This is a genomic window from Erwinia sp. ErVv1 (assembly GCF_900068895.1).
Taxonomy (GTDB): Bacteria; Pseudomonadota; Gammaproteobacteria; order Enterobacterales; family Enterobacteriaceae; genus Erwinia.
The window spans coordinates 475-24,626 of record NZ_CDPK01000021.1 but is presented as its reverse complement, the minus strand read 5'-3'; the positions used below and the strand labels follow the sequence as shown (position 1 = coordinate 24,626).

21 protein-coding genes and 1 rRNA gene are annotated in these 24,152 nt (G+C 54.2%); 14 read left to right on the top strand and 8 right to left on the bottom strand.

Annotation, left to right across the window (positions count from 1 at the left end; translation table 11 throughout):
* Positions 1-50 precede the first annotated feature (50 nt).
* The 7 genes from yhdP to csrD form a co-directional block, all read right to left on the bottom strand.
* Positions 51-3,857, bottom strand: coding sequence for an AsmA2 domain-containing protein YhdP (gene yhdP / locus A1830_RS20060; RefSeq protein ID WP_067710238.1), 3,807 nt, complete (start codon positions 3,855-3,857; stop codon positions 51-53).
* 158 nt (positions 3,858-4,015) lie between these two features.
* Positions 4,016-5,485 (bottom strand): ribonuclease G, encoded by a 1,470-nt coding sequence (gene rng / locus A1830_RS20055; RefSeq protein WP_067710236.1) that lies wholly within the window; start codon positions 5,483-5,485, stop codon positions 4,016-4,018.
* On the bottom strand, positions 5,475-6,068 hold the full coding sequence (locus A1830_RS20050) for a Maf family protein (RefSeq protein ID WP_067710234.1): 594 nt from the start codon (positions 6,066-6,068) through the stop codon (positions 5,475-5,477). Before A1830_RS20050 ends, rng begins: the two co-directional genes overlap by 11 nt.
* An 8-nt stretch (positions 6,069-6,076) precedes the next feature.
* On the bottom strand, positions 6,077-6,565 hold the full coding sequence (gene mreD, locus A1830_RS20045) for a rod shape-determining protein MreD (RefSeq protein WP_067710233.1): 489 nt from the start codon (positions 6,563-6,565) through the stop codon (positions 6,077-6,079).
* Positions 6,562-7,644, bottom strand: a complete 1,083-nt coding sequence (gene mreC, locus A1830_RS20040) for a rod shape-determining protein MreC (protein ID WP_067710231.1) — start codon at positions 7,642-7,644, stop codon at positions 6,562-6,564. Before mreC ends, mreD begins: the two co-directional genes overlap by 4 nt.
* Before the next feature lie 66 nt (positions 7,645-7,710).
* Positions 7,711-8,754: a rod shape-determining protein MreB gene (gene mreB, locus A1830_RS20035; RefSeq protein WP_067710229.1), complete on the bottom strand. Its 1,044-nt coding sequence runs from the start codon at positions 8,752-8,754 to the stop codon at positions 7,711-7,713.
* 310 nt (positions 8,755-9,064) lie between these two features.
* Positions 9,065-11,014, bottom strand: a complete 1,950-nt coding sequence (gene csrD / locus A1830_RS20030) for an RNase E specificity factor CsrD (protein ID WP_067710227.1) — start codon at positions 11,012-11,014, stop codon at positions 9,065-9,067.
* A gap of 222 nt (positions 11,015-11,236) precedes the next feature.
* Here csrD and A1830_RS20025 point away from each other — a divergent pair, with 222 nt between their 5' ends.
* The 14 genes from A1830_RS20025 (at position 11,237) to A1830_RS19960 (ending at position 23,216) form a co-directional block, all read left to right on the top strand.
* Positions 11,237-12,214, top strand: a complete 978-nt coding sequence (locus A1830_RS20025; protein ID WP_067710225.1) for an acrylyl-CoA reductase (NADPH) — start codon at positions 11,237-11,239, stop codon at positions 12,212-12,214.
* A 115-nt stretch (positions 12,215-12,329) separates the two neighbouring features.
* Positions 12,330-13,334 carry a protein-methionine-sulfoxide reductase catalytic subunit MsrP gene (gene msrP, locus A1830_RS20020; protein ID WP_067710223.1) on the top strand — a complete coding sequence of 335 codons (1,005 nt, stop codon included), beginning with the start codon at positions 12,330-12,332 and terminating at the stop codon, positions 13,332-13,334.
* Positions 13,334-13,936 carry a protein-methionine-sulfoxide reductase heme-binding subunit MsrQ gene (gene msrQ, locus A1830_RS20015; protein ID WP_067710221.1) on the top strand — a complete coding sequence of 201 codons (603 nt, stop codon included), beginning with the start codon at positions 13,334-13,336 and terminating at the stop codon, positions 13,934-13,936. Before msrP ends, msrQ begins: the two co-directional genes overlap by 1 nt.
* A 238-nt stretch (positions 13,937-14,174) precedes the next feature.
* Entirely contained in the window at positions 14,175-14,627 is a 453-nt protein-coding gene (aroQ, locus tag A1830_RS20010) for a type II 3-dehydroquinate dehydratase (protein WP_067710219.1), read from the top strand.
* Positions 14,628-14,648: 21 nt separating this feature from the next.
* The gene (gene accB, locus A1830_RS20005; RefSeq protein ID WP_067710217.1) at positions 14,649-15,119 is read left to right on the top strand and encodes an acetyl-CoA carboxylase biotin carboxyl carrier protein; all 471 of its coding nucleotides are present in this window, start codon (positions 14,649-14,651) and stop codon (positions 15,117-15,119) included.
* A gap of 11 nt (positions 15,120-15,130) precedes the next feature.
* Complete coding sequence (gene accC / locus A1830_RS20000) at positions 15,131-16,480, top strand: acetyl-CoA carboxylase biotin carboxylase subunit (RefSeq protein WP_067710215.1); 1,350 nt, start codon at positions 15,131-15,133, stop codon at positions 16,478-16,480.
* A 79-nt stretch (positions 16,481-16,559) separates the two neighbouring features.
* On the top strand, positions 16,560-16,802 hold the full coding sequence (locus tag A1830_RS19995) for a YhdT family protein (RefSeq protein WP_067710213.1): 243 nt from the start codon (positions 16,560-16,562) through the stop codon (positions 16,800-16,802).
* Positions 16,792-18,246, top strand: coding sequence for a sodium/pantothenate symporter (panF, locus tag A1830_RS19990; RefSeq protein ID WP_067710211.1), 1,455 nt, complete (start codon positions 16,792-16,794; stop codon positions 18,244-18,246). Before A1830_RS19995 ends, panF begins: the two co-directional genes overlap by 11 nt.
* 11 nt (positions 18,247-18,257) lie before the next feature.
* Positions 18,258-19,148 (top strand): 50S ribosomal protein L11 methyltransferase, encoded by an 891-nt coding sequence (prmA, locus tag A1830_RS19985; protein WP_067710209.1) that lies wholly within the window; start codon positions 18,258-18,260, stop codon positions 19,146-19,148.
* Positions 19,149-19,267: 119 nt separating this feature from the next.
* Complete coding sequence (locus tag A1830_RS19980; protein ID WP_067710206.1) at positions 19,268-20,011, top strand: carbonic anhydrase; 744 nt, start codon at positions 19,268-19,270, stop codon at positions 20,009-20,011.
* 304 nt (positions 20,012-20,315) lie between these two features.
* A complete protein-coding gene (dusB, locus tag A1830_RS19975; protein ID WP_067710254.1) occupies positions 20,316-21,281 on the top strand; it encodes a tRNA dihydrouridine synthase DusB in 966 nt (321 codons plus the stop codon).
* 24 nt (positions 21,282-21,305) lie between these two features.
* Positions 21,306-21,602: a DNA-binding transcriptional regulator Fis gene (gene fis, locus A1830_RS19970; protein WP_000462905.1), complete on the top strand. Its 297-nt coding sequence runs from the start codon at positions 21,306-21,308 to the stop codon at positions 21,600-21,602.
* A 198-nt stretch (positions 21,603-21,800) separates the two neighbouring features.
* Positions 21,801-22,721 carry a kdo(2)-lipid IV(A) palmitoleoyltransferase gene (lpxP, locus tag A1830_RS19965; RefSeq protein ID WP_067710204.1) on the top strand — a complete coding sequence of 307 codons (921 nt, stop codon included), beginning with the start codon at positions 21,801-21,803 and terminating at the stop codon, positions 22,719-22,721.
* 222 nt (positions 22,722-22,943) lie between these two features.
* Positions 22,944-23,216 (top strand): hypothetical protein, encoded by a 273-nt coding sequence (locus tag A1830_RS19960; protein ID WP_067710202.1) that lies wholly within the window; start codon positions 22,944-22,946, stop codon positions 23,214-23,216.
* 672 nt (positions 23,217-23,888) lie between these two features.
* Here the strand turns inward: A1830_RS19960 and rrf are convergent.
* Positions 23,889-24,004 (bottom strand): 5S ribosomal RNA (gene rrf, locus A1830_RS19955).
* Positions 24,005-24,152 lie beyond the last annotated feature (148 nt).

The following is a 24,152-nucleotide window of genomic DNA, read 5'->3' as shown; positions in this document are numbered from 1 at the left end:
GCTGGCATCGCATTTCTATAGCCTGAGGCAATTCCCCGGTCACGTCAAATTCACTTCGCGCTGTTATCTCGCGGCTTTCGCAACACTTCGTCAATCTGTGGTTTATCAATCGGCCCGGAAATATGGTAGCGCAGCACCGATATCTTGTTCCAGAGCGGGCCCAGCACTTTACTGGCCGCAAATACCGCCGCTCCAATCACCGGGTTTACTGCAAAGGCAGTCGCTACGCCCACCGTAGCGGAGATTTCCGGCGTGACCACCGCTTCCATATCAATCTGACGTTTCACCAGATCCATTTTACCCTTCATGGCAATATCCGCCTCCAGCCCGTCAACCAGCAGGTTATCGGTATGCAGCGTGCCTTTATCAATCCAGGCGGTGCCGTTAATGGAGTCGTAGAAAAAGCCGCGATCGAAGGTATCGCTGAAATCAAGGCGCAGCTTACGCAGTAGCGCATCGAAACTCACCAGGCGCAGGAGCTGCCCGGCGCGGCCCGTATTGACGTCGGCTATCTGACCCGCGCCAAAGTGGCTTTTGAGCACGCCGCTTAGGGTGGCCTCCGACGGCTGCCAGGGTGCCGACTGCCAGTGAAGATCGTAGTTAATCGTAAAGGGCGAGTCGCGCAGCGGCGAGTTCACACCAAACCAGTTGGTTGCATCATTGCCCTTCCTGCCACTCAGCACACCCTTCAGCGCGGTGCGTTGGGCACCAGGGCGGTTGACCCACTCGCCGTTCACCGTCAGCCTGGCGCTGCCGGTATCAATTAACCCGTTACGCAACGTCAGCGTATCACTGCTATGAGAGAGGTTCGCCTGCATCCGGCCAAATTTCTGCCCTCTCAGCCAGCACTGGTCACAGACGATATTTAGCGCTGGCCACCGGCTGAAATCAATCCCACGGGTATCGTCAGGCAGCGGCGATGCGCTTTTCTGTGTAGCCCACTCCGGGTTGTAATAAAGATAGTTAAGGTGACCCACCCAGGGAGAACGCTGATTCATATCCAGCGCGCCTGTAATTTCACGCCCCTTAACCTCTACGCGGGGATCGCCCGATACGCTCTGGCTGAGCGTTGCGTTCAGATCGTGCCATTCCTGGCCCGCAAGAGTGAGCTGAGGCGTGTGCAGGGTAATATTACCGGGAATGCTGCTTTTGCTACGGGCTTCCAACCCGCTGCCTTGTGTACTATCCGCGCTGAACAGGCCTAGCCAGGCGGCACCGTCCAGCGGCGGCAGGTTCAGTACCATTCCGCTCTTGTCTGGCAGCGGCGGCGTTGCTTTGGCATTATTTTCCCATATGCCACGCTCGACCCTGAGCTGTTTGCCCAGCAGCCATCGGCTGTTAAAACGATTACGTTCTCCCAGCGCCCCGCTCAGGGTGAAAGCGGCCAGATTTCCTTTGGCATTAACTCTGACAGGCATCGCTACACCTGAGTCTTTATCAAGCGGGGAAGGTAAGTGACTGCTCACATTTTTCAGATCGCCGTCAAGGACAATCTGATACTCTGCCCCCCCCTTGTGAGGCAAATTGATCAGAATATTGCTCTGCCAGCTGGCGCTGCCGCTGAGTTTTTTCCGCAGGCCGTCGGGAATAAGGTCTATTTTTGCCGGCTGCCAGTCGCCTTTCATATCAATACCGATATCGAAACCTTTCGCTTCTTCGCGGGTAGAAAAGCTCACGCCCACCGGCTGGCCAAACCAGCTGGCGGTCAGCGGTCCGCTTTGCAGATTGCCGTTATCGTAGGTAAAGCGACCGTGAAGCGCATGCAGGGTGCTGTCCAGCGGTTTAATAAACAGCGTATTATTATTGAGATTCACATCGCCGGTGGCATGTACCTCCTCACCATCCAGCGGGATATTCAGGTGTAAGTGACCACTTACATCACCGCCTATTTGTAGCTGTTCCAGCGCCGCGCCAAGGGATGGTTTCAACGGGGAAAGATTGAAATAATCACCAACCTCTGCCCCTGACCCACTGATATCGCCGTCAATAATCAGCTTTTCCTTCACGTAGTCAGGAATAACGGCGGAAATGTTTCTGCCCTGCACGTCGCCAAGCTTCGTCTCTTGTGCCTTCATCCACAGACCATCGTTGATAAAGTCGAGGTTAATATCCAGATTCTCAAGCGCGGGCCAGCCTGGCTGGAACTGATAGGTCGCCTGCCTCAGCGGAACCCATACTTCAAACATGCCTTCATTGTGCTTAAACGGGAACAGATGGGGATTACCGTGGAAGATCAGCGAGGCGTTATGCGCCTGACCGCCTTTGATCGCCCCGCTAAGATAATTCACCAGCGACGTGCCCATCAGCGGCTCCGGGAAGTAGCGCCAGGCATCCCCGGCCTGCGTGACATTGATTCCCGCCAGGATATCCAGCTGTGGCGCCTGTCCTTCAGACTGCGTATAGCTAAAATCACCCCTGGCCCACAAAGAGCGAGCTTTGATGTCCAGCTGGTCGCCGGCCAGCATCAACCGCTCGTGACTGTACTGCCAGCGGATGCCGCCCGTGGCCTGCTCAATCTCAAGCGGCGCACGGAACATCGAGCCATACGGCAGGCTGGCATCGCGAATGTTGAATTTCAGCTGCCCGTCGGCAACCGCGCCCGATACGCTACCGCTAAAGTGTTCCATGCCGGGAAGGAGCTGCCAGTGCTGCCAGCTCAGATCCTGCCAGCGGGCCTGAAAGCGGCTTTGATCGGGCTGGGCGAGGGGCACATCCACCGCCAGCGCGGTAAGACGCCCGCGAGGCTGCAGTGCGCGCCAGTTATTAAGCAGCTGCGGCGACAGCCTGGCAAATAAGGGTATCAGCGGATCAATACGTTCGATATCCAGGTTGTTCGCGCGCACGCGAATTTCGTCCTGGCGATCCGGCCCCGGCAGCGTGCTGTCTGCTGGCAGCCAGAGCAGGGATAACTGCCCTTTCGGCCAGGGCTTCCCATCCGTGACCAGATTGGTTTGCGGCAGATGTATGCGCCAGCCATTATTAAAGCGGGCAATATGGGCGGTAACATTATCGACGGTGAGCTGGTGAGCCTGCTTCTCGCCCTTCCAGCTTGCGCCGCCTTTTTTAAGCAGTACGTCTCCGTCATAAATTTGCCCGTCCTTCAGGCTCATCCATGCCGCCAGGCTGAAGCGCGCGCTTTCCAGACTGGTATTATCACGCATCCATTGTCCCAGCCAGGGCCTGACGTCCACGTCGTCGGCCTGCATCCAGACGCGCCCGGTGTCGAGATAGCCGTTGCTATCGCTCAGATCCAGCCGCACCTGCACCTCGCCGTGCTGGCCGGTAAAGCTTGAGAGGTTGACCAGCCCTTCTGCCCGATGGCGATTTTTTTCATTCAGCCAGGTGAGCTGTGGAATATCCAGGCGGGCGCGCTGGCCGGAAGGTGTAAGAAAGCTAATCTGGCTGTCGCGCAGGTCGAAATGGTCAAACTGGCGCAGGAAGAGATCGCTGAACTGCCCCGGCTCCAGCTGCATTTTATCGCTGTTTCCACTGGTCAGCGGCGTGTTGGTAGTGAGTCTGAGATGGTAAAAGGTGAGGTTGCGAAACTGCCAGCGCAGATGCAGCAGCGACTGCCAGACGTCCAGCGCCAGTGAAACGCGATCGACCTTCAGTTCGCCGCCATCCTTCAGACCAACCTGAATCTGTTTTACTTCCAGCACCGGACCAAAGTTCTGCCACTGACCGCTAAGCGCACTCGCCTGTACAGGCATCCCGATGACGGAAGAGACCTTTTCCAGCAGGGGCTCACGCCAGCTATTCATGTGGGGCATAACCAGTCGTAGCCCGCTAATAAGCAGCGCAACAATGACCACAACTATTGCGCCGGTTAGCAGCAGAATCTTCGGCAATTGCCTCACACACCTCTCCTTGTCTTCCGCGAGAACGGAAAGTCATCACGCACCCTTGTCACATCCTTTTCGCGAACGAAATGGATCAGGGTGCACAGGCTGTAGTTTACCCAAACGAAGTCGATTAATCAGCAGGCGAAACTGGAGGGTGGAACCCTCCCGCAACGTTACATCATTACCACGTCAAATTGCTCCTGAGTATAGAGCGGTTCTATCTGCACTTTTACCTGCTTACCGACGAATATTTCAACTTCTGCCAGGGCATGTGACTCATCGGTTTTCAGCGCCTCACCCACCGCAGGGGAAACATAGACCAGAAAGCGATCGGAATCATAGGCATGATGCACACGAACGATTTCACGCATAATTTCATAACAGACGGTTTCGACGGTTTTTAGCGTGCCCCGCCCTTTACACACCGGACAGCCCTGACACAGGACGTGCTCAATGCTTTCACGGGTGCGCTTGCGGGTCATTTCCACCAGCCCAAGCTGAGAAAAGCCATTGATCCCGGTTTTAACCCGGTCTTTGCTTAACGCCTGTTCCAGCGAATGCAACACGCGACGACGGTGATCGTCGTTACTCATATCAATGAAATCAATAATGATTATGCCGCCCAGATTGCGCAGGCGGAGCTGGCGGGCGATCGCCTGGGTGGCTTCAATGTTGGTGTTAAAAATGGTTTCATCAAGATTGCGGTGACCGACAAAGGCGCCAGTATTGATATCAATCGTGGTCATCGCTTCGGTCTGATCGATAATCAGATAGCCGCCAGACTTCAGCTCCACCTTACGATCGAGCGAGCGCTGGATCTCATTTTCCACATCAAAGAGGTCGAAAATGGGCTGATTTCCGGTATACAGCTCAAGCTTAGCGGTCATTTCAGGGATATATTCCCCGGTAAACTCCACCAGCTGTTCATAGCTCAGCCGCGAATCGATCCGCACGCGATCGAGTGCAGCGCCGGCAAAGTCGCGCAGAATGCGCTGCGACAGCGCAACCTCCCCGTACAGCCGATAGCGGGTCTGATTGCGCTTTTTCCGCTCAATCACCTTGGTCCACAGACGCTTAAGAAACGCCGCATCGGACGCCAGTTCCACTTCGCCCACCCCTTCGGCCGCCGTGCGGATAATATAGCCGCCCAGTTCGTCACAGTAGGAGGAGACGACGGCCTTGAGCCGGTTGCGTTCCGCTTCGCTTTCAATACGCTGTGAAACGCCAACGTGCGATGCGCCGGGCATAAATACCAGATAGCGCGAGGGCAGCGTGATATCGGTAGTCAGACGCGCCCCCTTTGTGCCCAGCGGATCTTTCACCACCTGGACCATTAAATCCTGCCCCTGACGGACCAGCTCGGAGATATCACGCACCGAAAAGTTCTTCTGCTCCTCCCCGGCTACGCACTCCGTGTGCGGCATAATGTCAGACGCATGCAAAAAGGCGGCCTTCTCAAGACCAATATCGACAAATGCCGCCTGCATCCCCGGCAATACCCGGCTGACGCGGCCCTTGTAAATATTGCCGACGATGCCCCGACGCGCCTCACGCTCAATGTGGATCTCCTGCAGGATCCCGCCGTCAATATAGGCAACGCGCGTTTCCGAAGGGGTAATATTTACCAGCAGTTCAGCCGTCATTATTTGCTTTTGCCTCACGCATCGCGGTGAAATTGCTGAACAGCTCCGCAGTTTCTACCAGCGGTAATCCCACGACGGCATGATAGCTGCCGTTGATTTTCCGCACAAAATTTCCACCCAGCCCCTGAATGCCGTAGGCGCCCGCTTTATCCATCGGTTCACCGCTGGCAATGTAAGCCGCGATATCTTCAGGGGTAAGGATGCGAAACGTCACCTCGGTCTCCACCAGGCAGTCCAGCTGCTGGCGGCGATCGGCCAGGGCAATAGCGGTGATCACCCGGTGGGTTTGCCCTGAAAGCTTCGTCAGCATCGCGGTGGCAGCGGCCTCGTCAGCCGGTTTTTCCAATACCTCACCCTGCAGAACGACGATAGTATCCGCACCCAACACGGGCAAATCGCTTTTCGCGACGGCGACACCTGCACGTGCTTTTTCACAGGCAAGACGGCGGGCGTAGGTTTCGGCGGTTTCGTCGGGATGTTTTTGCTCTTCAACCTGCGTGGAGAGACGCTCAAACCGCAGGCCAAGCTGCGTCAGTAGCTCACGACGGCGCGGGGAACCAGAGGCCAGATAAAGGGATACCATAATCTTCCTTATTGTACGGCGAACTGGCGGCGTATTTTTCTCATCAGTAAAAACAGCCAGGGCCAGAGGATACCGTCTATTACGCTGTTCCAGAAAATCTCTGGTCGGAACGAGACGTTTATCACTAAAAATTCAGCCCAGAATACAATGACGTCCATTGCCAGCGACAGCACCATCACCATCAGTGCCTGCTGCCAAAGCGCAAGATTGCGGAACAGCTGGAATTTGAACGCCACCAGGTACGCAATGATACTCAACGCCAGCGCGCGAACGCCCAGCGTCGAGCCAGAGATAAGATCCATTATAGATCCCATCACAAAGCCCGTACCGACATTCACGCGGTGCGGCAGTGCCAGCACCCAGTAGATTAAAATCAGAAGCAGCCAGGATGGCCGGAACATATAGAGCTGTTCCGGCCAGGGCATAATTTGCAGAACCAGCGCGAGCAGAAACGACAGCCAGATCACCCACCGTCCATGGCCGCGATAGCTACTCAAGGCTGACTCCGTCGCGGGGCCGAGGGCGATACCAAGGCTGGTCGGGCGGCAGGCGTACCGGACTGACTGGCGGCATGAGTGGCGGCGGGAGCGCTGGACTGAGTGGCCGGAGGCGTCTCGCTGCCGTCATGAGAAGCACCCGGAGCCGGAGGCCCGGGGATCTCGCTGGCGGCGGGTAATACCTGCGGCATCATCTGCATCAGACGCTCGTTAGCCACCCGGTGCACTTCGTCTGGTGCCATCGGCATCACGCCATTACGATCGGCCCCCCACAGTAAAAGCAGGTAGCGCAGGCGTTGCAGCCCTGCGGTAGGCCGGGCCTGAATAACGGTATAGGCGCGCTGCGTATCCAGCTTAACACTGGATACCACACCGACCGGATAGCCTTCCGGGAAGCGTCCACCCAGACCGGAGGTGACCAGTACGTCACCGGGGCGAATATCGGTATTGCCCGGCAGATGTTCCAGCTGCAAATCTTCAGTGCAGCCGTTGCCCGCGGCAATCACGCGGATATCGTTGCGCAGCACCTGAATGGGCAGCGCGTGCGACGAGTCGCAGATCAGCATCACGCGGCTGGTAATTTTGCCGACGGCAACCACCTGGCCGACCACACCTTTGTCACTAATAACCGGCTGGCCTTCGTAAACGCCATTGACGCTGCCTTTATCGATAACCACCTGGTCGGTATAGGGATCGGTGCCGGTAGAAATCACCTGGGTGACCATCTTCTGCTCGTCCTGACGCAGCGGTGAGCCAAGCAGTTCACGCAGACGCGCGTTTTCCTGCTTGTACTGTCCCAGCATCAGCAGTTCGCTGTTTTTGATCATCAACTCGCGTTGCAGAGCTTTGTTTTCCAGCTCAAGCTGCTGGCGGGAGGCCAACGTTTCAGAAACGTTGTCCAGAATTTGACGTGGCCCGTTGGCCAGAAAATAGAATGGGCTGACCGCAGTATCCATATAGGTGCGTATCTGGGTAAAAGCGCCCATGCGACTGTCAGCGATAATCACACCTATCGCTACCAGTACCGCTAAAAATAAGCGTAACTGCAGGGAGGGTCCCCTGCTGAAGATCGGCTTCATAAACTCGGCGTTTTCCTCGACATCATGAAAAAGGAGTGTAGGAAATCCCACACCCCTTCGGGCAAATTATTCTTCGCTGAACAAATCGCCGCCGTGCATGTCGATCATTTCCAGTGCTTTACCGCCTCCGCGAGCGACGCAGGTCAGCGGATCTTCAGCAACCACAACCGGAATGCCGGTCTCTTCCATCAGCAGGCGATCGAGATTACGCAGCAGTGCGCCCCCGCCGGTCAATACCATACCGCGTTCTGATATATCAGACGCCAGCTCTGGCGGGCACTGTTCCAGGGCAACCATCACGGCGCTAACGATACCGGTCAGAGGCTCCTGCAGCGCTTCCAGGATTTCATTGGAGTTAAGCGTAAAGCCACGCGGTACGCCTTCAGCAAGGTTACGTCCACGCACTTCAATTTCGAGAACGCCATCGCCAGGATAGGCCGAGCCAATTTCGTGCTTAATACGTTCAGCGGTCGCTTCGCCAATCAGCGAGCCATAGTTACGGCGCACATAATTAATAATGGCTTCATCAAAACGGTCGCCGCCGATGCGCACGGAGGAGGAGTAGACCACACCGTTCAGGGAGATCACCGCCACTTCTGTCGTACCGCCACCGATATCAACCACCATGGAGCCGGTCGCTTCTGACACCGGCAGGCCGGCACCGATTGCAGCTGCCATTGGCTCCTCTATCAGAAACACTTCACGTGCGCCAGCGCCCTGCGCCGACTCACGAATAGCGCGACGTTCAACCTGCGTTGCACCCACGGGTACGCATACCAGTACGCGCGGGCTTGGGCGCATAAAGCTGTTGCTGTGAACCTGTTTGATAAAGTGCTGCAACATCTTCTCGGTCACAAAGAAATCGGCGATAACGCCATCTTTCATGGGCCGGATAGCGGCGATATTACCGGGGGTACGCCCCAGCATCTGTTTAGCGCCATGACCTACTGCCGCAACGCTCTTAGGAGAACCGGCACGATCCTGACGTATAGCAACAACAGAGGGCTCATTCAGAACGATACCCTGTCCTTTTACGTAAATCAGGGTATTGGCGGTACCCAGGTCGATGGACAAGTCGTTGGAAAACATGCCACGGAATTTTTTAAACATACTAAAGGATAATCCTGCAAGCTGGGGGCGGAAAAAATCCGCTTACTTTACCAACCACGCGAAGCAGCGACAAGGCGCAAAAACAGTCTGCTCCGGTGAAAAAAACGCTATCTCACACCTGCGTCACAACCCGAAAAACCAGGGGCAAACAGAGCGCCTGTCTGCGAGCTTCTCGCCCTATTTCAACGTTGGTAAGCGGACATAACGTACATGAAACTTTACATTTTAAGGTGCCCGGACTGTCAGGGGCACCCTTTGCCGGCACCACAGCCGCGCGGCTATTCTACGTGAAATCCTGCTTAACGGCAGGCTAAACTCGATATCTTTTCGAATATTTTTTCACATTGCTGCTAAGAGGTTCAGAAGGCGCAAACAGATCGCCCTGCCCGCCTTCAACGCCCAGTTCAGTAAGGGTTTGCCACTCTTCCCGCGTACGGACACCCGCGGCGAAAACACGCGTTGCCGTCCCTTTACAGCCCTCAAGCAGACTTTGCACCAAAAGCTGATTCTCTGTGCGGCGATCGATACTGCGTACCAGACCCGGATGCAGTTTTACCAGCTCGACATCAAACTGCTGGATGTAGAACGTGCTGACCACCGTTAAACCAGCCTGATTGATGGCAAGTCGACAGCCAAAACCCTTAAGTAAGCGAAGCGCAGGCCGCAGACGGTTGATGTGTTGACACACATCTGCTTCTGCAAGTTCAAATAAAATCTGATTTCTTTGTGATTTGATGCATTGCAGCAGCATATCGCGCAGCCAGTGCTGAAAAGATTGTTGTAATAATGCATCCACCGTCAGGGGTATCGTCAGCGTCTCATCCGGCCAGAGCGGCAGCAGTGAGAGAATGCGGGTGACCAGCTGGCGGTCGTAAATCTCTGCCATCCCCATTTGCTGCACCAGCGGCAAATACTCTGCGGCGAGCAGCTCTTTGTCACCGTCGAAGATTCTCGGCATCAGCTCCCTGTGATGCACATTGCCATCGCCCAGCACGGCGGGCTTTTGATACAGGCGTGGCCCGCCCCGGGCAAGCGTGTTCTCCAGCAGCGTCCGCCACTTCACGCTGCCGCGAGCGAGCTCATGCGTAGGCACCTCACCCACTGACCAGCCGTTCCCTCCCAGCAGCACCGCGTTGCGTGTTGCCATTTCGACACTTTCCATCACTTGCTGGGTCGTTTGTCCGCTGTGCCAACCGCTGATACCAATATGGATCATATCTTCGCGGTTCAGCATGGGGGTGGGAGGAAGGGCGTCGACAGCGGTGATCAGCTGGGATGCGATGCTGTCCGCATCTTTCAGACTGCGGTGAGGCAGAAGCACGGCAAAATCACTGCGAAAATAGCGCGCCAGCAGGGCTCCCGGATAGCGAAGCACGAAGGTGGACAATAAATTACTCATCGCATAAAGATAATCCTGAGTCTGCGAGTGTCCCCAGCTTTCGCGCAGGGCGTCAAAGTCAGGCAGCCGGATCATCATTACCATGCCGTGCGCACTTGCCGTTTCAGAATCGTCCAGCATGGTCGCCAGCTGATTGTCAAAAAAAAGCCGGTTATTAAGCCCCGTTTTCGCATCTTTGGCGGCAAAAGCGCGGATCAGCGTGTCTATACGGTTACGCTGTTCTCCCGCATCATAAAGATCGGCCAGCAGCATATCGATAGCCGAACTCGCCTTAAGGGGCCATTCATGCACTGAGCCCCGACTGACCCGATTGCGTTCGCCCTTCAGCACGTCACCTGCGCGCAGCTCCAGTCGCTCCATCCCTTTCAACTGCCGGTAAAGCCAGCGGTGAAAAAGCAGCAGCGCTATCGTCATGACCACGACAATGCTGACAATAACCGTCAGGATAAAACTGCCAATAAATGAATTTAGCCAGGTTTTTGTCGAGTCCACCCACCAAAGATTCAGCGAACAGTGGGGGTGAAGAGGCAGCGGGAAAACGCTATGACGAACTTTGTTGGGCTCATCATGGAGTACTGCATTTTGATGACGCTGTAGATTAAAACGGGATCCGCCCGCCTCCGTTAACTCAATCCGGGTGATTTGCAGGGGCCCCATCATTGGCTGCATCCAGACAGCAATGTGGTCTGGGGATTGGGTGAGCAGCGCGCTGTCCACCTCACCCGCCAGCTCCTGCAGCCGGTGCTCTGCACGAAGATTGCTAAGATAGAAAAAGCTCAGTACGCACCCTACCAGCATAAGAAGCATTGCCAGCATGCTCAGAAGGGTGAAAATCGCAGAAAGTTTGGTAGTTAATCGCATCCCTGTGCCCATGTTTACTGCAGTTAAAGATATGCCATGTCCGTTGTGTCAGCGTAAAGAATGGCTGTGGGGCCAACAATACGTCAGATTGCGGGTTTTCTCATGGAAGTACCTGCTCCGTCAGATAATTGTTTGCCTGATATCAGAATAGTGGGTATTACGAGGAGTAGACTGACTGAGTGCTTTTTTTATCTTTACCTAACGTTAATTCAGGAGATTCCTATGCAGGCTCTGGTTCTTGAACAGTCAGAAGGCCGTACCACCGCTATCGTGAGAAGCCTTTCGCCAGACGCGCTTCCCGCAGGCGAGGTCACCGTGGATATAGACTGGTCATCGCTCAATTATAAAGATGCACTGGCGATAACGGGTAAGGGAAAAATTGTTCGTAATTTTCCGATGGTGCCCGGCATAGATTTCGCCGGTAAGGTTCATCACAGCGAAGATCCCCGCTTTCAGACGGGCCAGGCGGTTCTGCTGACCGGCTGGGGAGTCGGCGAGAATCACTGGGGCGGGCTTGCAGAGCAGGCCCGGGTGAAGGGCGACTGGCTGGTGCCGATGCCTGAAGGATTGGATGGCAGAAAGGCGATGATAGTCGGTACGGCGGGCCTGACCGCGATGCTTTGCGTGATGGCCATTGAGGAGGGCGGCGTGCTGCCTGACCAGGGAGATATCCTGGTGACCGGTGCCAGCGGCGGCGTGGGAAGCACGGCAGTGGCACTGCTTAGCGCGCTGGGCTATCGGGTCACGGCAGTCAGTGGACGGGCATCGACGCACGATTATCTCCGCCAGTTGGGTGCAGCAGAGATCCTCTCCCGCGCGGATGTTGATAAGGACACGCGGCCGCTTGAAAAACAGCGCTGGGCGGGGGCGGTCGATACGGTGGGAGACCGGACGCTGGCCAGCATACTGGCGCAGATAAATTATGGCGGCGTGGTGGCGGCCTGTGGGCTGGCGGGCGGCATCGGGCTGAGCACCACGGTGATGCCTTTTATCCTGCGAAATATTCGCCTTCAGGGGATCGACTCCGTTAATACATCTTTCGCTCGTCGCACCGATGCCTGGCGGAGAGTAGTGAAAACCCTTCCGGCATCCTTTTATCAGCAGGCGGCGCACGAAATCACCCTGCATGAAGCGGCAGAGAGCGCAGCGAAACTGCTCAATAACGGCCTTACCGGGCGCACGCTGGTTAAAATTCGATAAGCTGGGACGGAGGCGACAGACCCGCAATGACACATTTTTGCGGCCGGACTCGCAGTTTGCGAAATCTTTGCGCATGATAGGTATTGTAGAACTATTCGCCAGTGGAGCGCGCCCGATGAAACCCGTTGATAAACTTACCGAAAATGACGTTACGCCAGAAAGCGTGTTTAACGCTCAACGCCGCCAGCTGCTGAAAACGCTGGGGATTAGCGCGGCAGCCCTCTCTATACCCCCTGCGGCGCAGGCTGACGTTCTTTCGTGGTTCAAAGGCAACGATCGCCCCAAAGCGCCCCCTGGCAAAGCGCTGGACTTTAGTAAACCTGAGCGTTACCAGGCGGCGCTGCCCCTCACGCCCGAAGACAAGGTGACCGGTTACAATAACTTCTACGAGTTTGGTCTGGACAAAGCCGACCCTGCCGCCAATGCAGGTACGCTCAAAACTACCGACTGGAAAATCGAAATTGGCGGCGAGGTGGCAAAGCCCCTGACGCTGAACATGGATGACATCTTTAAACGCTTCCCCCTTGAGCAGCGCATTTACCGCATGCGCTGCGTGGAAGCCTGGTCGATGGTAGTGCCATGGGTCGGTTTTGAGCTGGGTAAGCTGCTGCGGGCGGCAGAACCGACCAGTAATGCCCGCTATGTCGCCTTCCAGACCCTCTATGCCCCCGATGAAATGCCCGGCCAGAAGGACCGCTTTATCGGCGGCGGCATTGACTATCCCTACGTCGAGGGACTCAGACTTGATGAGGCAATGCATCCCCTTACCCTGTTGACGACCGGCGTGTATGGCAAGGCCCTCCCGCCACAAAACGGCGCGCCGATCCGCCTGACGGTGCCCTGGAAATATGGTTTTAAGGGCATTAAATCGATCGTTAAAATCACCCTGGTCAGAGATATGCCCCCCACCACCTGGAATCAGCTGGCCTCTAATGAATACGGTTTCTATGGCAATGTGAATCCACATGTCGATCACCCGCGCTGGTCGCAGGCCACCGAGCGTTTTATTGGGTCGGGGGGGATTCTGGACGTAAAACGCCAGCCGACGCTGCTGTTCAACGGCTATGCCAGCCAGGTGGCTTCGCTCTACCATGGCCTGGATCTGCGGGAGAATTTTTAGTGAAGCGGCTGACGCTCAGGCAGGTTACCGCGTTTAAAGTGCTGCTACACCTGGCAGGATTGCTGCCGCTGCTGTGGTTGTTTTTATCGATCGACCAGGGCTGGTTCAGTGCCGATCCGGCCAAAGACATTCAGCACTTTACCGGCAGGATGGCACTAAAATTCCTGCTGGCCTCGCTGCTGGTAACGCCGCTGGCCCGCTACGCCAGGCAGCCTCTGCTTATTCGCGTACGTCGCCTGCTCGGCCTGTGGTGTTTTGCATGGGCAACGCTACATCTGGTGAGCTATTCGGTGCTTGAGCTGGGTATCAGCAATCTGGGCATGTTAGGCTCAGAGCTGATTTCCCGCCCTTACCTGACGCTGGGGATTGTCAGCTGGATTATTCTGACCGCGCTGGCCGCAACCTCGTGGCAGAAAGCGCAGCGAAAACTGGGTAAGCGCTGGCAAACCCTGCATAATCTCATTTACCTGGTGGCCGTGCTCGCGCCCGTGCACTATCTCTGGTCGGTCAAAACCTTCTCTCCGCAGCCGTGGATTTATGCCCTGATTGCCGCGATCCTGCTGGCATTGCGCTATAAAAAGTTCCGCCAGTGGCTGCGCTAGCGCCCGTCAGGAGTGTGTCCGATCCCGCATAACGTAAAATTAACTGCCCCTGATTTCAGAGGGGCAGTTGATAATCTTCGCTGATACGACCAGTATTTAGCTGCTAATTGCCCCGAAATCGTTATAATGCCCGGCTTTAAACCTGCGCGTGTGCCAATTTTCACCCTTATGGGTGACAAATGGCTTTTGCCGATGTATTTTGTCCGATGCCCTATTTATCGCAGGAGATAGCAGCAAGATGGTCGACAAGTTTCACATACTGCTTTTAAACGGTCCCAACCTCAATCTTCTTGGCTCGCGTGAGCCTGAGAAGTACGGGACAACCACTTTGGCAGAGATCGTCAGCGGGTTAACTTCGCAGGCTGACGCTCTTCAGGTGAAGCTGAGCCATCTTCAGTCGAATGCAGAATACGCTCTGATTGACCGTATTCATGAGGCCAGAGGCAATACTGATTATATCGTCATTAATCCGGCCGCTTTCACGCACACCAGCGTTGCACTTCGTGATGCCCTGCTTGCAGTCAGTATCCCGTTTATTGAAGTGCACCTCTCAAACGTGCATGCTCGCGAACCGTTTCGCCATCATTCTTATCTTTCTGATATTGCTGCCGGCGTAATTTGTGGACTTGGTGTCGACGGTTATACCTGGGCTTTACAGACGGCGGTCAAACGCCTGTCACAATCTCATTAAACAGAGTACGGAACCACACTCATGGATATTCGTAAGATTAAAAAACTGATCGAACTGGTTGAAGAATCAGGCATTGCTGAACTGGAAATTTCTGAAGGTGAAGAGTCCGTTCGCATCAGTCGTGCGCCTGTGAATACGGGCTACCCAATGATGCAGCAGGCTTATGCTGCGCCAATGATGCAGCAGCCCGCTCTGGCAACAGCCGTTGCACCTGCAACCTCTCCGGCGATGGAAGCGCCTGCTGCTGCTGAGATCAGTGGCCATATCGTACGTTCACCAATGGTCGGTACCTTCTACCGTACACCAAGCCCGGATGCCAAAGCATTTGTGGAAGTGGGTCAGAAAGTTAACGCTGGCGACACGTTGTGCATCGTTGAAGCGATGAAAATGATGAACCAGATCGAAGCCGATAAATCCGGCGTAGTGAAAGCGATCCTGGTTGAAAGCGGCCAACCCGTTGAATTTGACGAGCCGCTGGTAGTCATCGAATAACGAGGCGAACCATGCTGGAAAAAATTGTAATTGCTAACCGCGGTGAAATTGCGCTGCGCATCCTGCGCGCCTGTAAAGAGCTGGGCATCAAAACCGTTGCCGTGCACTCAAGCGCTGACCGCGATTTAAAACACGTACTGCTGGCGGACGAAACCGTATGTATTGGCCCGGCACCGTCCGTTAAAAGCTATCTGAATATCCCTGCTCTGATCTCCGCAGCGGAGATCACCGGCGCCGTGGCGATTCACCCCGGCTATGGCTTCCTGTCCGAAAATGCGGACTTTGCCGAACAGGTTGAACGTTCAGGCTTTATCTTTATCGGTCCTAAAGCTGAAACTATCCGTCTGATGGGTGACAAAGTCTCCGCCATCAACGCGATGAAAAAAGCCGGTGTTCCCTGCGTACCCGGTTCAGACGGTTCGCTGAATGATGATATGGATAAAAACCGTGCCTTTGCGAAGCGTATCGGTTATCCGGTGATCATCAAAGCCTCTGGCGGCGGCGGCGGTCGTGGTATGCGCGTCGTTCGTCACGATAAAGACCTGGAACAGTCCATTAATATGACCCGTGCGGAAGCGAAAGCGGCTTTCAACAACGATATGGTCTATATGGAGAAGTACCTGGAAAACCCGCGCCATATCGAGATTCAGGTACTGGCAGACGGTCAGGGCAACGCCATCTATCTGGCGGAGCGCGACTGCTCAATGCAGCGTCGCCATCAGAAAGTGGTTGAAGAGGCGCCAGCGCCAGGCATCTCCGAAGAGATGCGTCGTTTTATCGGTGAGCGCTGTTCAAAAGCCTGTATCGACATCGGCTATCGCGGTGCGGGTACCTTCGAGTTCCTGTTTGAAAATGGTGAGTTCTACTTTATTGAGATGAACACCCGTATTCAGGTTGAACATCCGGTAACGGAGATGATCACCGGTGTGGATCTGATTAAAGAACAGCTGCGCATTGCTGCCGGTCAGCCACTGTCGATCAAACAGGAAGACGTGATTATTCGCGGCCATGCGGTTGAATGCCGTATCAACGCAGAAGATCCGAATACCTTCCTGCCCAGCCCGGGCAAAATCACCCGCTTCCATGCGCCAGGTGGTTTTGGCGTTCGCTGGGAGTCGCATATCTATGCTGGCTACACCGTGCCGCCGTATTACGACTCCATGATCGGCAAGCTCATCACCTACGGTGAAACCCGTGAAGTGGCTATTGCCCGCATGAAGAATGCGCTGGCTGAGCTTATCATCGACGGCATCAAGGTTAACGTTGAGCTACAGATGAAGATTATGAGCGACGAAAACTTCCAGCAGGGTGGAACCAATATCCACTACCTGGAGAAGAAGCTCGGTCTTCAGGAAACCTGATTAGCCTGATGTTTCGCCAAAAAGGCCGGTCTGACCGGCCTTTTTCTTTACGTATAAAAGTAACAGTTGAGTTATCGACATGGACAAACGCTTTGTTCAGGCTCATCGCGAGGCCCGCTGGTCCCTCTGGCTGGCCGTCGGCTATATTGCAGCCTGGTCACTGATGGCCTGGCTGCCCAACAGTAAACCCGGCTTCACCGGGTTGCCACACTGGTTTGAAATGGCCTGCATGCTGGTTCCCGGCGTATTTATACTCCTGTGCTGGCTGATGGTCAGGCTGGTCTTTCGTGACATTCCTCTGGAGGACAAGAGTGAGACTTGAGATCATTCTGCCGCTTATCGCCTATCTGCTGCTGGTAGCCGGGCTTTCTGTCTATGCCATGCGTAAGCGCCAGACCGGTAATTTTCTGACGGAATATTTCCTGGGAAGCCGGTCAATGGGCGGTTTCGTGCTGGCGATGACGCTGACCACCACCTACATTAGCGCCAGCTCGTTTATCGGTGGACCAGGGGCGGCCTATAAATATGGCCTGGGCTGGGTATTGCTGTCGATGGTACAGGTACCCGCCGTCTGGCTGTCGCTGGGCATTCTCGGCAAGAAATTTGCCATTCTTGCACGACGCTATAATGCGGTAACCCTGAACGATATGCTGTATGGCCGCTATCGCAGTCCCCTGCTGGTCTGGTTTGCCAGCCTGAGCCTGCTGGTTGCGTTTATAGGCGCGATGACCGTCCAGTTCATTGGCGGCGCACGCCTGCTGGAGACGGCGGCTGGCATTCCCTACGATACGGGGCTGCTTATCTTTGGCGGCGCGATCGCGCTCTATACCGCGTTTGGCGGCTTTCGCGCCAGCGTACTGAATGATGCCATGCAGGGTGTGGTGATGCTGGCTGGCACCTTCCTGCTGCTTTTTGCGGTGATTCATGCGGCTGGCGGCCTCCACAGCGCCGTTAATAAGCTTCAGCAGATTGATCCCCAGCTCCTCTCCCCGGGCGGCGTGGATAATATCCTTAGCCCTACGTTCCTCGCCTCGTTTTCCGTACTGGTCTGTTTCGGCGTCGTGGGGCTACCGCACACGGCGGTGCGCTGCATCTCCTATAAAGACAGTAAGGCCGTGCATCGGGGAATGATCCTCGGCACTGTCGTGGTAGCCGTGTTGATGTTCGGCATGCACCTTGCCGGCGCGCTGGGTCGGGCCGTGATGCCTGACCTGGCGATCCCAGATAGTGTGATCCCCACGCTAATGATCCATGTGCTGCCGCCGCTGGCGGCGGGGATCTTTCTCGCCGCACCGATGGCCGCCATCATGTCGACTATCAATGCCCAGCTTCTACAATCTTCTGCAACGATCGTAAAAGATCTTTATTTGCGGGTTCGCCCGCAGCAGATGGATAATGAGCGGCTGATGAAGCGGATGTCCAGCATCATTACCCTTGTGCTGGGCCTGCTGCTGCTGGGTGCCGCGTGGAAGCCACCTGAGATGATTATCTGGCTAAACCTGCTGGCATTTGGCGGCCTTGAGGCCGTCTTCCTGTGGCCTCTGGTTCTCGGTCTGTACTGGGAGAAGGCCAATGCCGCAGGCGCCCTGAGCAGTATGATCTCCGGTGCAGGCTGCTACACGCTGCTTGCCAGCCTGTCGCTTCAGCCCTGGGGCTTTCATCCTATCGTGCCGTCACTGCTGATAAGCCTGATCGCATTCGTCATTGGTAACCGCTTTGGCCATACCGACTCGTCATCAGCGGTGGCGTCAACCCCGTTTAAATAAAGAGAAATGCAATGCCCTGGATACAAATGAAAATCAACACCACTGGCGCTCAGGCTGAAGAGATGGGCGATGCGCTGCTCGAGAATGGCGCCGTATCAGTAACCTTTCAGGATACTCACGATAATCCGGTATTTGAACCCCTTCCCGGGGAAACCCGTCTGTGGGGCGATACTGACGTCATTGGTCTGTTTGATGCCGAAACCGAAATGCAGGACGTGATTGCGGGCTTATCACAGCATCCGCTACTGGGCGCGAACTTTTTGCATAAAATTGAACAGATCGAAGATAAAGACTGGGAACGTGAATGGATGGCGAATTTCCATCCTATGCGCTTTGGCCAACGCCTGTGGATCTGCCCAAGCTGGCGAGATGTTCCCGATCCCAGCGCGGTGAATGTGATGCTGGACCCTGGCCTGGCGTTCGGTACGGGTACCCATCCTACTACGGCCCTTTGTCTCTCCTGGCTTGATAGCCTGGATCTGGCGGGCAAAACGGTGATCGATTTTGGCTGCGGCTCCGGTATCCTGGCAATCGCGGCATTAAAGCTGGGGGCTGCAAAGGCGATTGGGATTGATATCGATCCACAGGCGATTCAGGCCAGCCGGGATAATGCAGAACGCAACGGCGTATCAGATAACCTGACGCTTTATCTGCCGCATGAACAGCCTGATAACCTCAGTGCCGATGTGGTGGTCGCAAATATTCTTGCTGGTCCACTCCGTGAACTCGCGCCCCTGATTAGCGTGCTGCCAAAAGCAGGGGGTCATCTGGGTCTTTCAGGGATACTGGCGAGTCAGGCAGAAAGCGTATGTGAAGCCTATGAACAGGCATTTGTCCTGGATCCTGTGGCAGAAAAAGAGGAATGGTGCAGAATAACGGGCACAAGAGTGTCTAAAAATTGATCAAAATCAAATATGGTTACTCTTTAGTAATATACATATTGAAATAGTAACCATGAGTTATTAGCATCCCAATCCCGCCGTGAACGACGTTGTTCGCGGCTTTTTTTTGGATAGCTACTATGAAATTTAAAATCAACTCCTGCGCGTTAGTTTTAGCACTTCTTACTGCTCCCTTCGTTCATGCTGACGCTCACGGCAAATGGTCATACTCCGGGGAAAGTGCACCAGACAAATGGGGTACGCTTAACAATGCCTTTGCCACCTGTGAGAAGGGTTTTAATCAGTCACCGATTGATATACAGAAAACCATTAAAGGTGAACTTTCCCCCCTGTCTATGTCCTTTAGCGCTAAGGATAAATCCATTATTAATAATGGGCATACCATCCAGATCGACGTCAATGATGGCGATCATTTAGTAGTAGATGGCACTACTTTTACCCTGAAACAGTTTCATTTCCATACGCCGTCTGAAAATCTCATTGATGGGCGGACCTACCCGCTTGAAGTTCATTTTGTGAACAGCAGTGCCCAGGGGGAGCTGACGGTGATCGGCGTAATGATTGACGAAGGGCAAGAGAACCCCGTCATCGCTGATATTTTGAATAATATTCCCGCGCAGATTAATCAGGCGCAGAAGCTGAGTAAACCACTTGCACTCGCGCACTTAATGCCGGGCGACAAACACTATTATCGCTTTAGCGGATCTCTCACCACCCCGCCCTGCACTGAAGGCGTTCGCTGGCTGGTGATGAAAGATCCGGTATATGCTTCCAAAGCACAAATCGCTGCGTTTGAGGCGGTGCTGGCTCAGCAAAACAGTCGTCCAGTACAACCACTCAACGGTCGCGTCGTTATTCATTAATAGTTTCGCCCATTGCTGGTGGGATCCACTGCTTTTCACGCTTTCTATCATCACATCTGCCGGTAAAAGGCAGATGTGATGCTTTTTATGCGGATTGGCATTCATACAAAAAGAAATAATATGATGCCATTTTGACCGTGTGTTTTTAATCTATTGATATATAACAATAAAATACTTTTCCTGCGGTTGTGTCACCCTGACCATGCTTTGTTAAAGGCAATTGTTCAAAGTTTGGCCTTTCATCTTACTGAAAAAATGCGTAATATACGCCGCCTTGCGGACACACAATGGTCACTTTTTTTTCATGCGCATAGGAAATCACCAGCTTCGCAATCGTCTGATTGCAGCACCAATGGCCGGGATTACCGACAGGCCTTTCCGGACTCTTTGCTATGCAATGGGTGCTGGTATGACCGTATCCGAGATGCTGTCGTCAAACCCTGAAGTTTGGGCGAGCGATAAATCTCGGCTGCGCATGGTACACAGTGACGAGCCCGGTATTCGTACCGTGCAAATTGCCGGTTGTGACCCTGTAGATATGGCTGAAGCCGCACGCGTTAATGCTGCATCTGGCGCGCAGGTTATCGACATTAATATGGGTTGTCCGGCCAAGAAAGTGAATCGTAAGATGGCGGGATCCGCCCTGTTACAGCATCCGGAGCTGGTGAAGTCTATCCTCTCTGCGGTGGTGAACGCGGTAGATATCCCCGTTACGCTGAAAATTCGCACCGGCTGGGACACAGACAACCGCAACTGTGTAGAGATTGCCCAATTGGCTGAGCGCTGTGGCATTCAGGCTTTGACCATACACGGCCGTACTCGCGCCTGTATGTTCAACGGCAACGCTGAATACGACAGCATTCGGACAGTTAAGCAGAACGTTTCCATTCCCGTTATCGCGAATGGGGACATTACTGACCCGCATAAAGCCAGAGCCGTTCTTGATTATACGGGGGCTGATGCCCTGATGATAGGACGAGCGGCTCAGGGAAGACCTTGGATCTTCCGGGAAATCCAGCACTATCTGGACACTGGGGAGCTGCTGGCACCGATGCCATTAGCTGAAGTTAAGCGCTTGCTTATCGGGCACCTACGGGAACTGCATGACTTTTATGGTCAACGCAAAGGATATCGTATTGCCCGAAAGCACGTCTCCTGGTATCTCCAGGAGCACGCCCCAAACGACCAGTTTCGGCGCACATTCAACGCCATTGAGGATGCCAGCGAACAGCTGGAGGCGTTGGAGGCATACTTCGAAAATCTTGCGTAATAGAAATAAAGAGCTGACAGAACTATGTTCGAACAACGCGTAAATTCTGACGTACTGACCGTTTCCACCGTGAACTCACAGGATCAGGTGACTCAAAAGCCACTTCGTGATTCGGTCAAACAGGCACTGAAGAACTATTTTGCTCAACTGAATGGTCAGGATGTGAATGACCTGTATGAGCTGGTACTGGCTGAAGTAGAACAGCCACTGTTGGACATGGTGATGCAATACACCCGTGGCAACCAGACACGTGCAGCCCTGATGATGGGTATCAACCGCGGTACGCTGCGTAAAAAACTGAAAAAATACGGCATGAACTAAGTCGGGTTTATTGTCATCAAGGCGCTACCTTACTGTTAGCGCCTTTTTTATAGTTTCATCTTCCTCAGAATTGTCTTGTTTGTGTAAAGTGCCGTTTGCCGAACTAACTTCCTGACGATACAGTTGTCCAAATTAGTGTATCGCTGGTGATGTATATCTTTTGGCGCTACCTCCCCTTGTACGCTAAAAGAGAGAAATATGAAGGTTTCACCTCGTTTTACCTTAGGCCTGATGCATCCTCGTTATTTTGTAACGTGGATCGGATTGGGACTTCTATTTTTACTTGTTCAGTTGCCCTTCCCTTTCCTCGAGAAGCTGGGTACGTGGATGGGCCGCACCTCTATGCGCTTTCTTAAGCGCCGTATTCGTATTACCCGACGTAATCTGGAACTCTGCTTCCCTGATATGCCCGCGGATCAGCTTGAAAGGCGTATCGTAAAGAACTTCGAATCACTGGGTATGGGTCTGCTGGAGACGGGCATGGCCTGGTTCTGGTCCGATCGCCGCGTTCGCCGCTGGTTCAAAGTTAACGGCCTGCATAATCTTCGCGAGGCTCAACAGGACGGGCGTGGCGCGCTGATAATCGGCGTACATTTTATGTCACTTGAGCTGGGTGGCCGGGCAATGGGCCTGTGCCAGCCGATGATGGCTATGTATCGTCCACACAATAACAAGCTGATGGAGTGGGTGCAGACTAAAGGACGCATGCGCTCTAATAAGGCGATGATCAACCGTCGTGACCTGCGAGGCATGGTGCATGCGCTTAAGCAGGGAGAAGCCGTCTGGTTTGCGCCTGACCAGGACTATGGCCCAAAAGGCAGCGTATTCGCCCCGCTGTTTGCCGTGCCTGAAGCCGCAACGACCAGTGGTACATGGATGATAGCCCGTATGGCGAAGCCCGCAATGATAACCGTGGTGCTGATCCGTAATGAAGACGGTGGCGGTTATGAGCTGGTTATCCAACCGGAACTCAAGGATTATCCGATTGAAGATGAGCAGCGCTCCGCTGCTTATATGAACAAAGTCATTGAGCGTGAAATTATGCGTGCTCCTAATCAGTACATGTGGCTGCATCGCCGTTTCAAAACGCGCCCAGCCGGAACCACGTCACTGTACTGATTTGTCTTTTATGGCCTGAGCCAGCTGCTTAGCTGGCTCAATGTTCCTTCTCTCTCTCCCCTTATCGCCTGCTTCCCTTATTTCCTTCCCTTTACTTCTCTCCTACTCTGTATTCCTCTAATCTATAGATAGTTACCATCACTCTATAACGCGCTTGTGATTATCTGGCAACCCTATCTGTGGGCACGCTCTGCTTCAGTTTGATACGTGAAAACCCACCGTATGTCTTATGCCGCCAGGATAAGTGGCGTCAGAGATAATCCGCTTACGGCAGACGGCCAGCATACATGTTCGCAGCTCAGCCTGTTTGATGACAAAGGAATTTATTTATTCGGTAAACAATGTTTTTTCATCGGCACCGCCTGCGCTCAGGGAGAAATTATCATGCCGGGACTCGGTTTCTGGCTGGAGTACTGGGACAGGCTAATTATTTTACGTGCATTATGTCCGTTCGATGAGTCTGGCCAGATGATGGATATAAGAGTTTGTGAATGAGCAGAAGCAGACTGAACACGATATATCGAGCTGGCTGAGGACGATATAGTCCTGTTGTGTGGTACGCATAAAATAGGTTTGTTCATACATGGCAGATAAGATGACCCCCAGCGATCGTAGCGAGGCTTTAAGGCTGTAAGGCACGCGCAGTATAGGGATGCTTCGCGAATCACCGGTCAGAATGCACTTTTGCCCCTCTTTATCACTGGGGTTGTCGGACTATTCATGGGGATGATGTATGTTTCCGCCGGCCCTGCTCACCCTCACTGAGAATTCCTGGCGATAGCGTATGGGAGTGCCGGGTGCCAGTGCTGGATCTGAATGCGGTGGATACCGTGGTGGATTTTATTGCTCAGTGGCGGGAAAAACAGCGCCGTTCTGCCGGTACTGAGTGAAGGTTACGGGATTGATTTACAGGCCAGCACGTAACAGTCATGACCGCGAGCGGGGCCTGAATGCAGTAATCCTGATCCTGAGCGCAATTCCCCGGTCCCTGTACGCATGATCCTGATCCTGAGCGCAATCCCCCCGGCCCCTTTACGCATAATACTGACTCTGAGCGCAATCCCCCCGCCCCTGTACGCATAATACTGACTCTGGGCCGAATAATTTCTCCTGCCCCATAACGCAAAAAACCCTGACCGTGAGGTCAGGGTTATCGCTTTATTTGATGCCTGGCAGTTCCCTACTCTCGCATGGGGAGACCCCACACTACCATCGGCGCTACGGCGTTTCACTTCTGAGTTCGGCATGGGGTCAGGTGGGACCACCGCGCTAAAGCCGCCAGGCAAATCTTGGTGCACGGAACGAATATTTTGCGCTGCTGCTGCGCTGGCTTCACCTGCAAACTCAGTCACATACTTCAGTATGCTCCTTCCTTCGCTGCGTTTGCCGCCCTGCTTCAGCACAAACTCTTTCGTTCCCGCTAATCTTTTA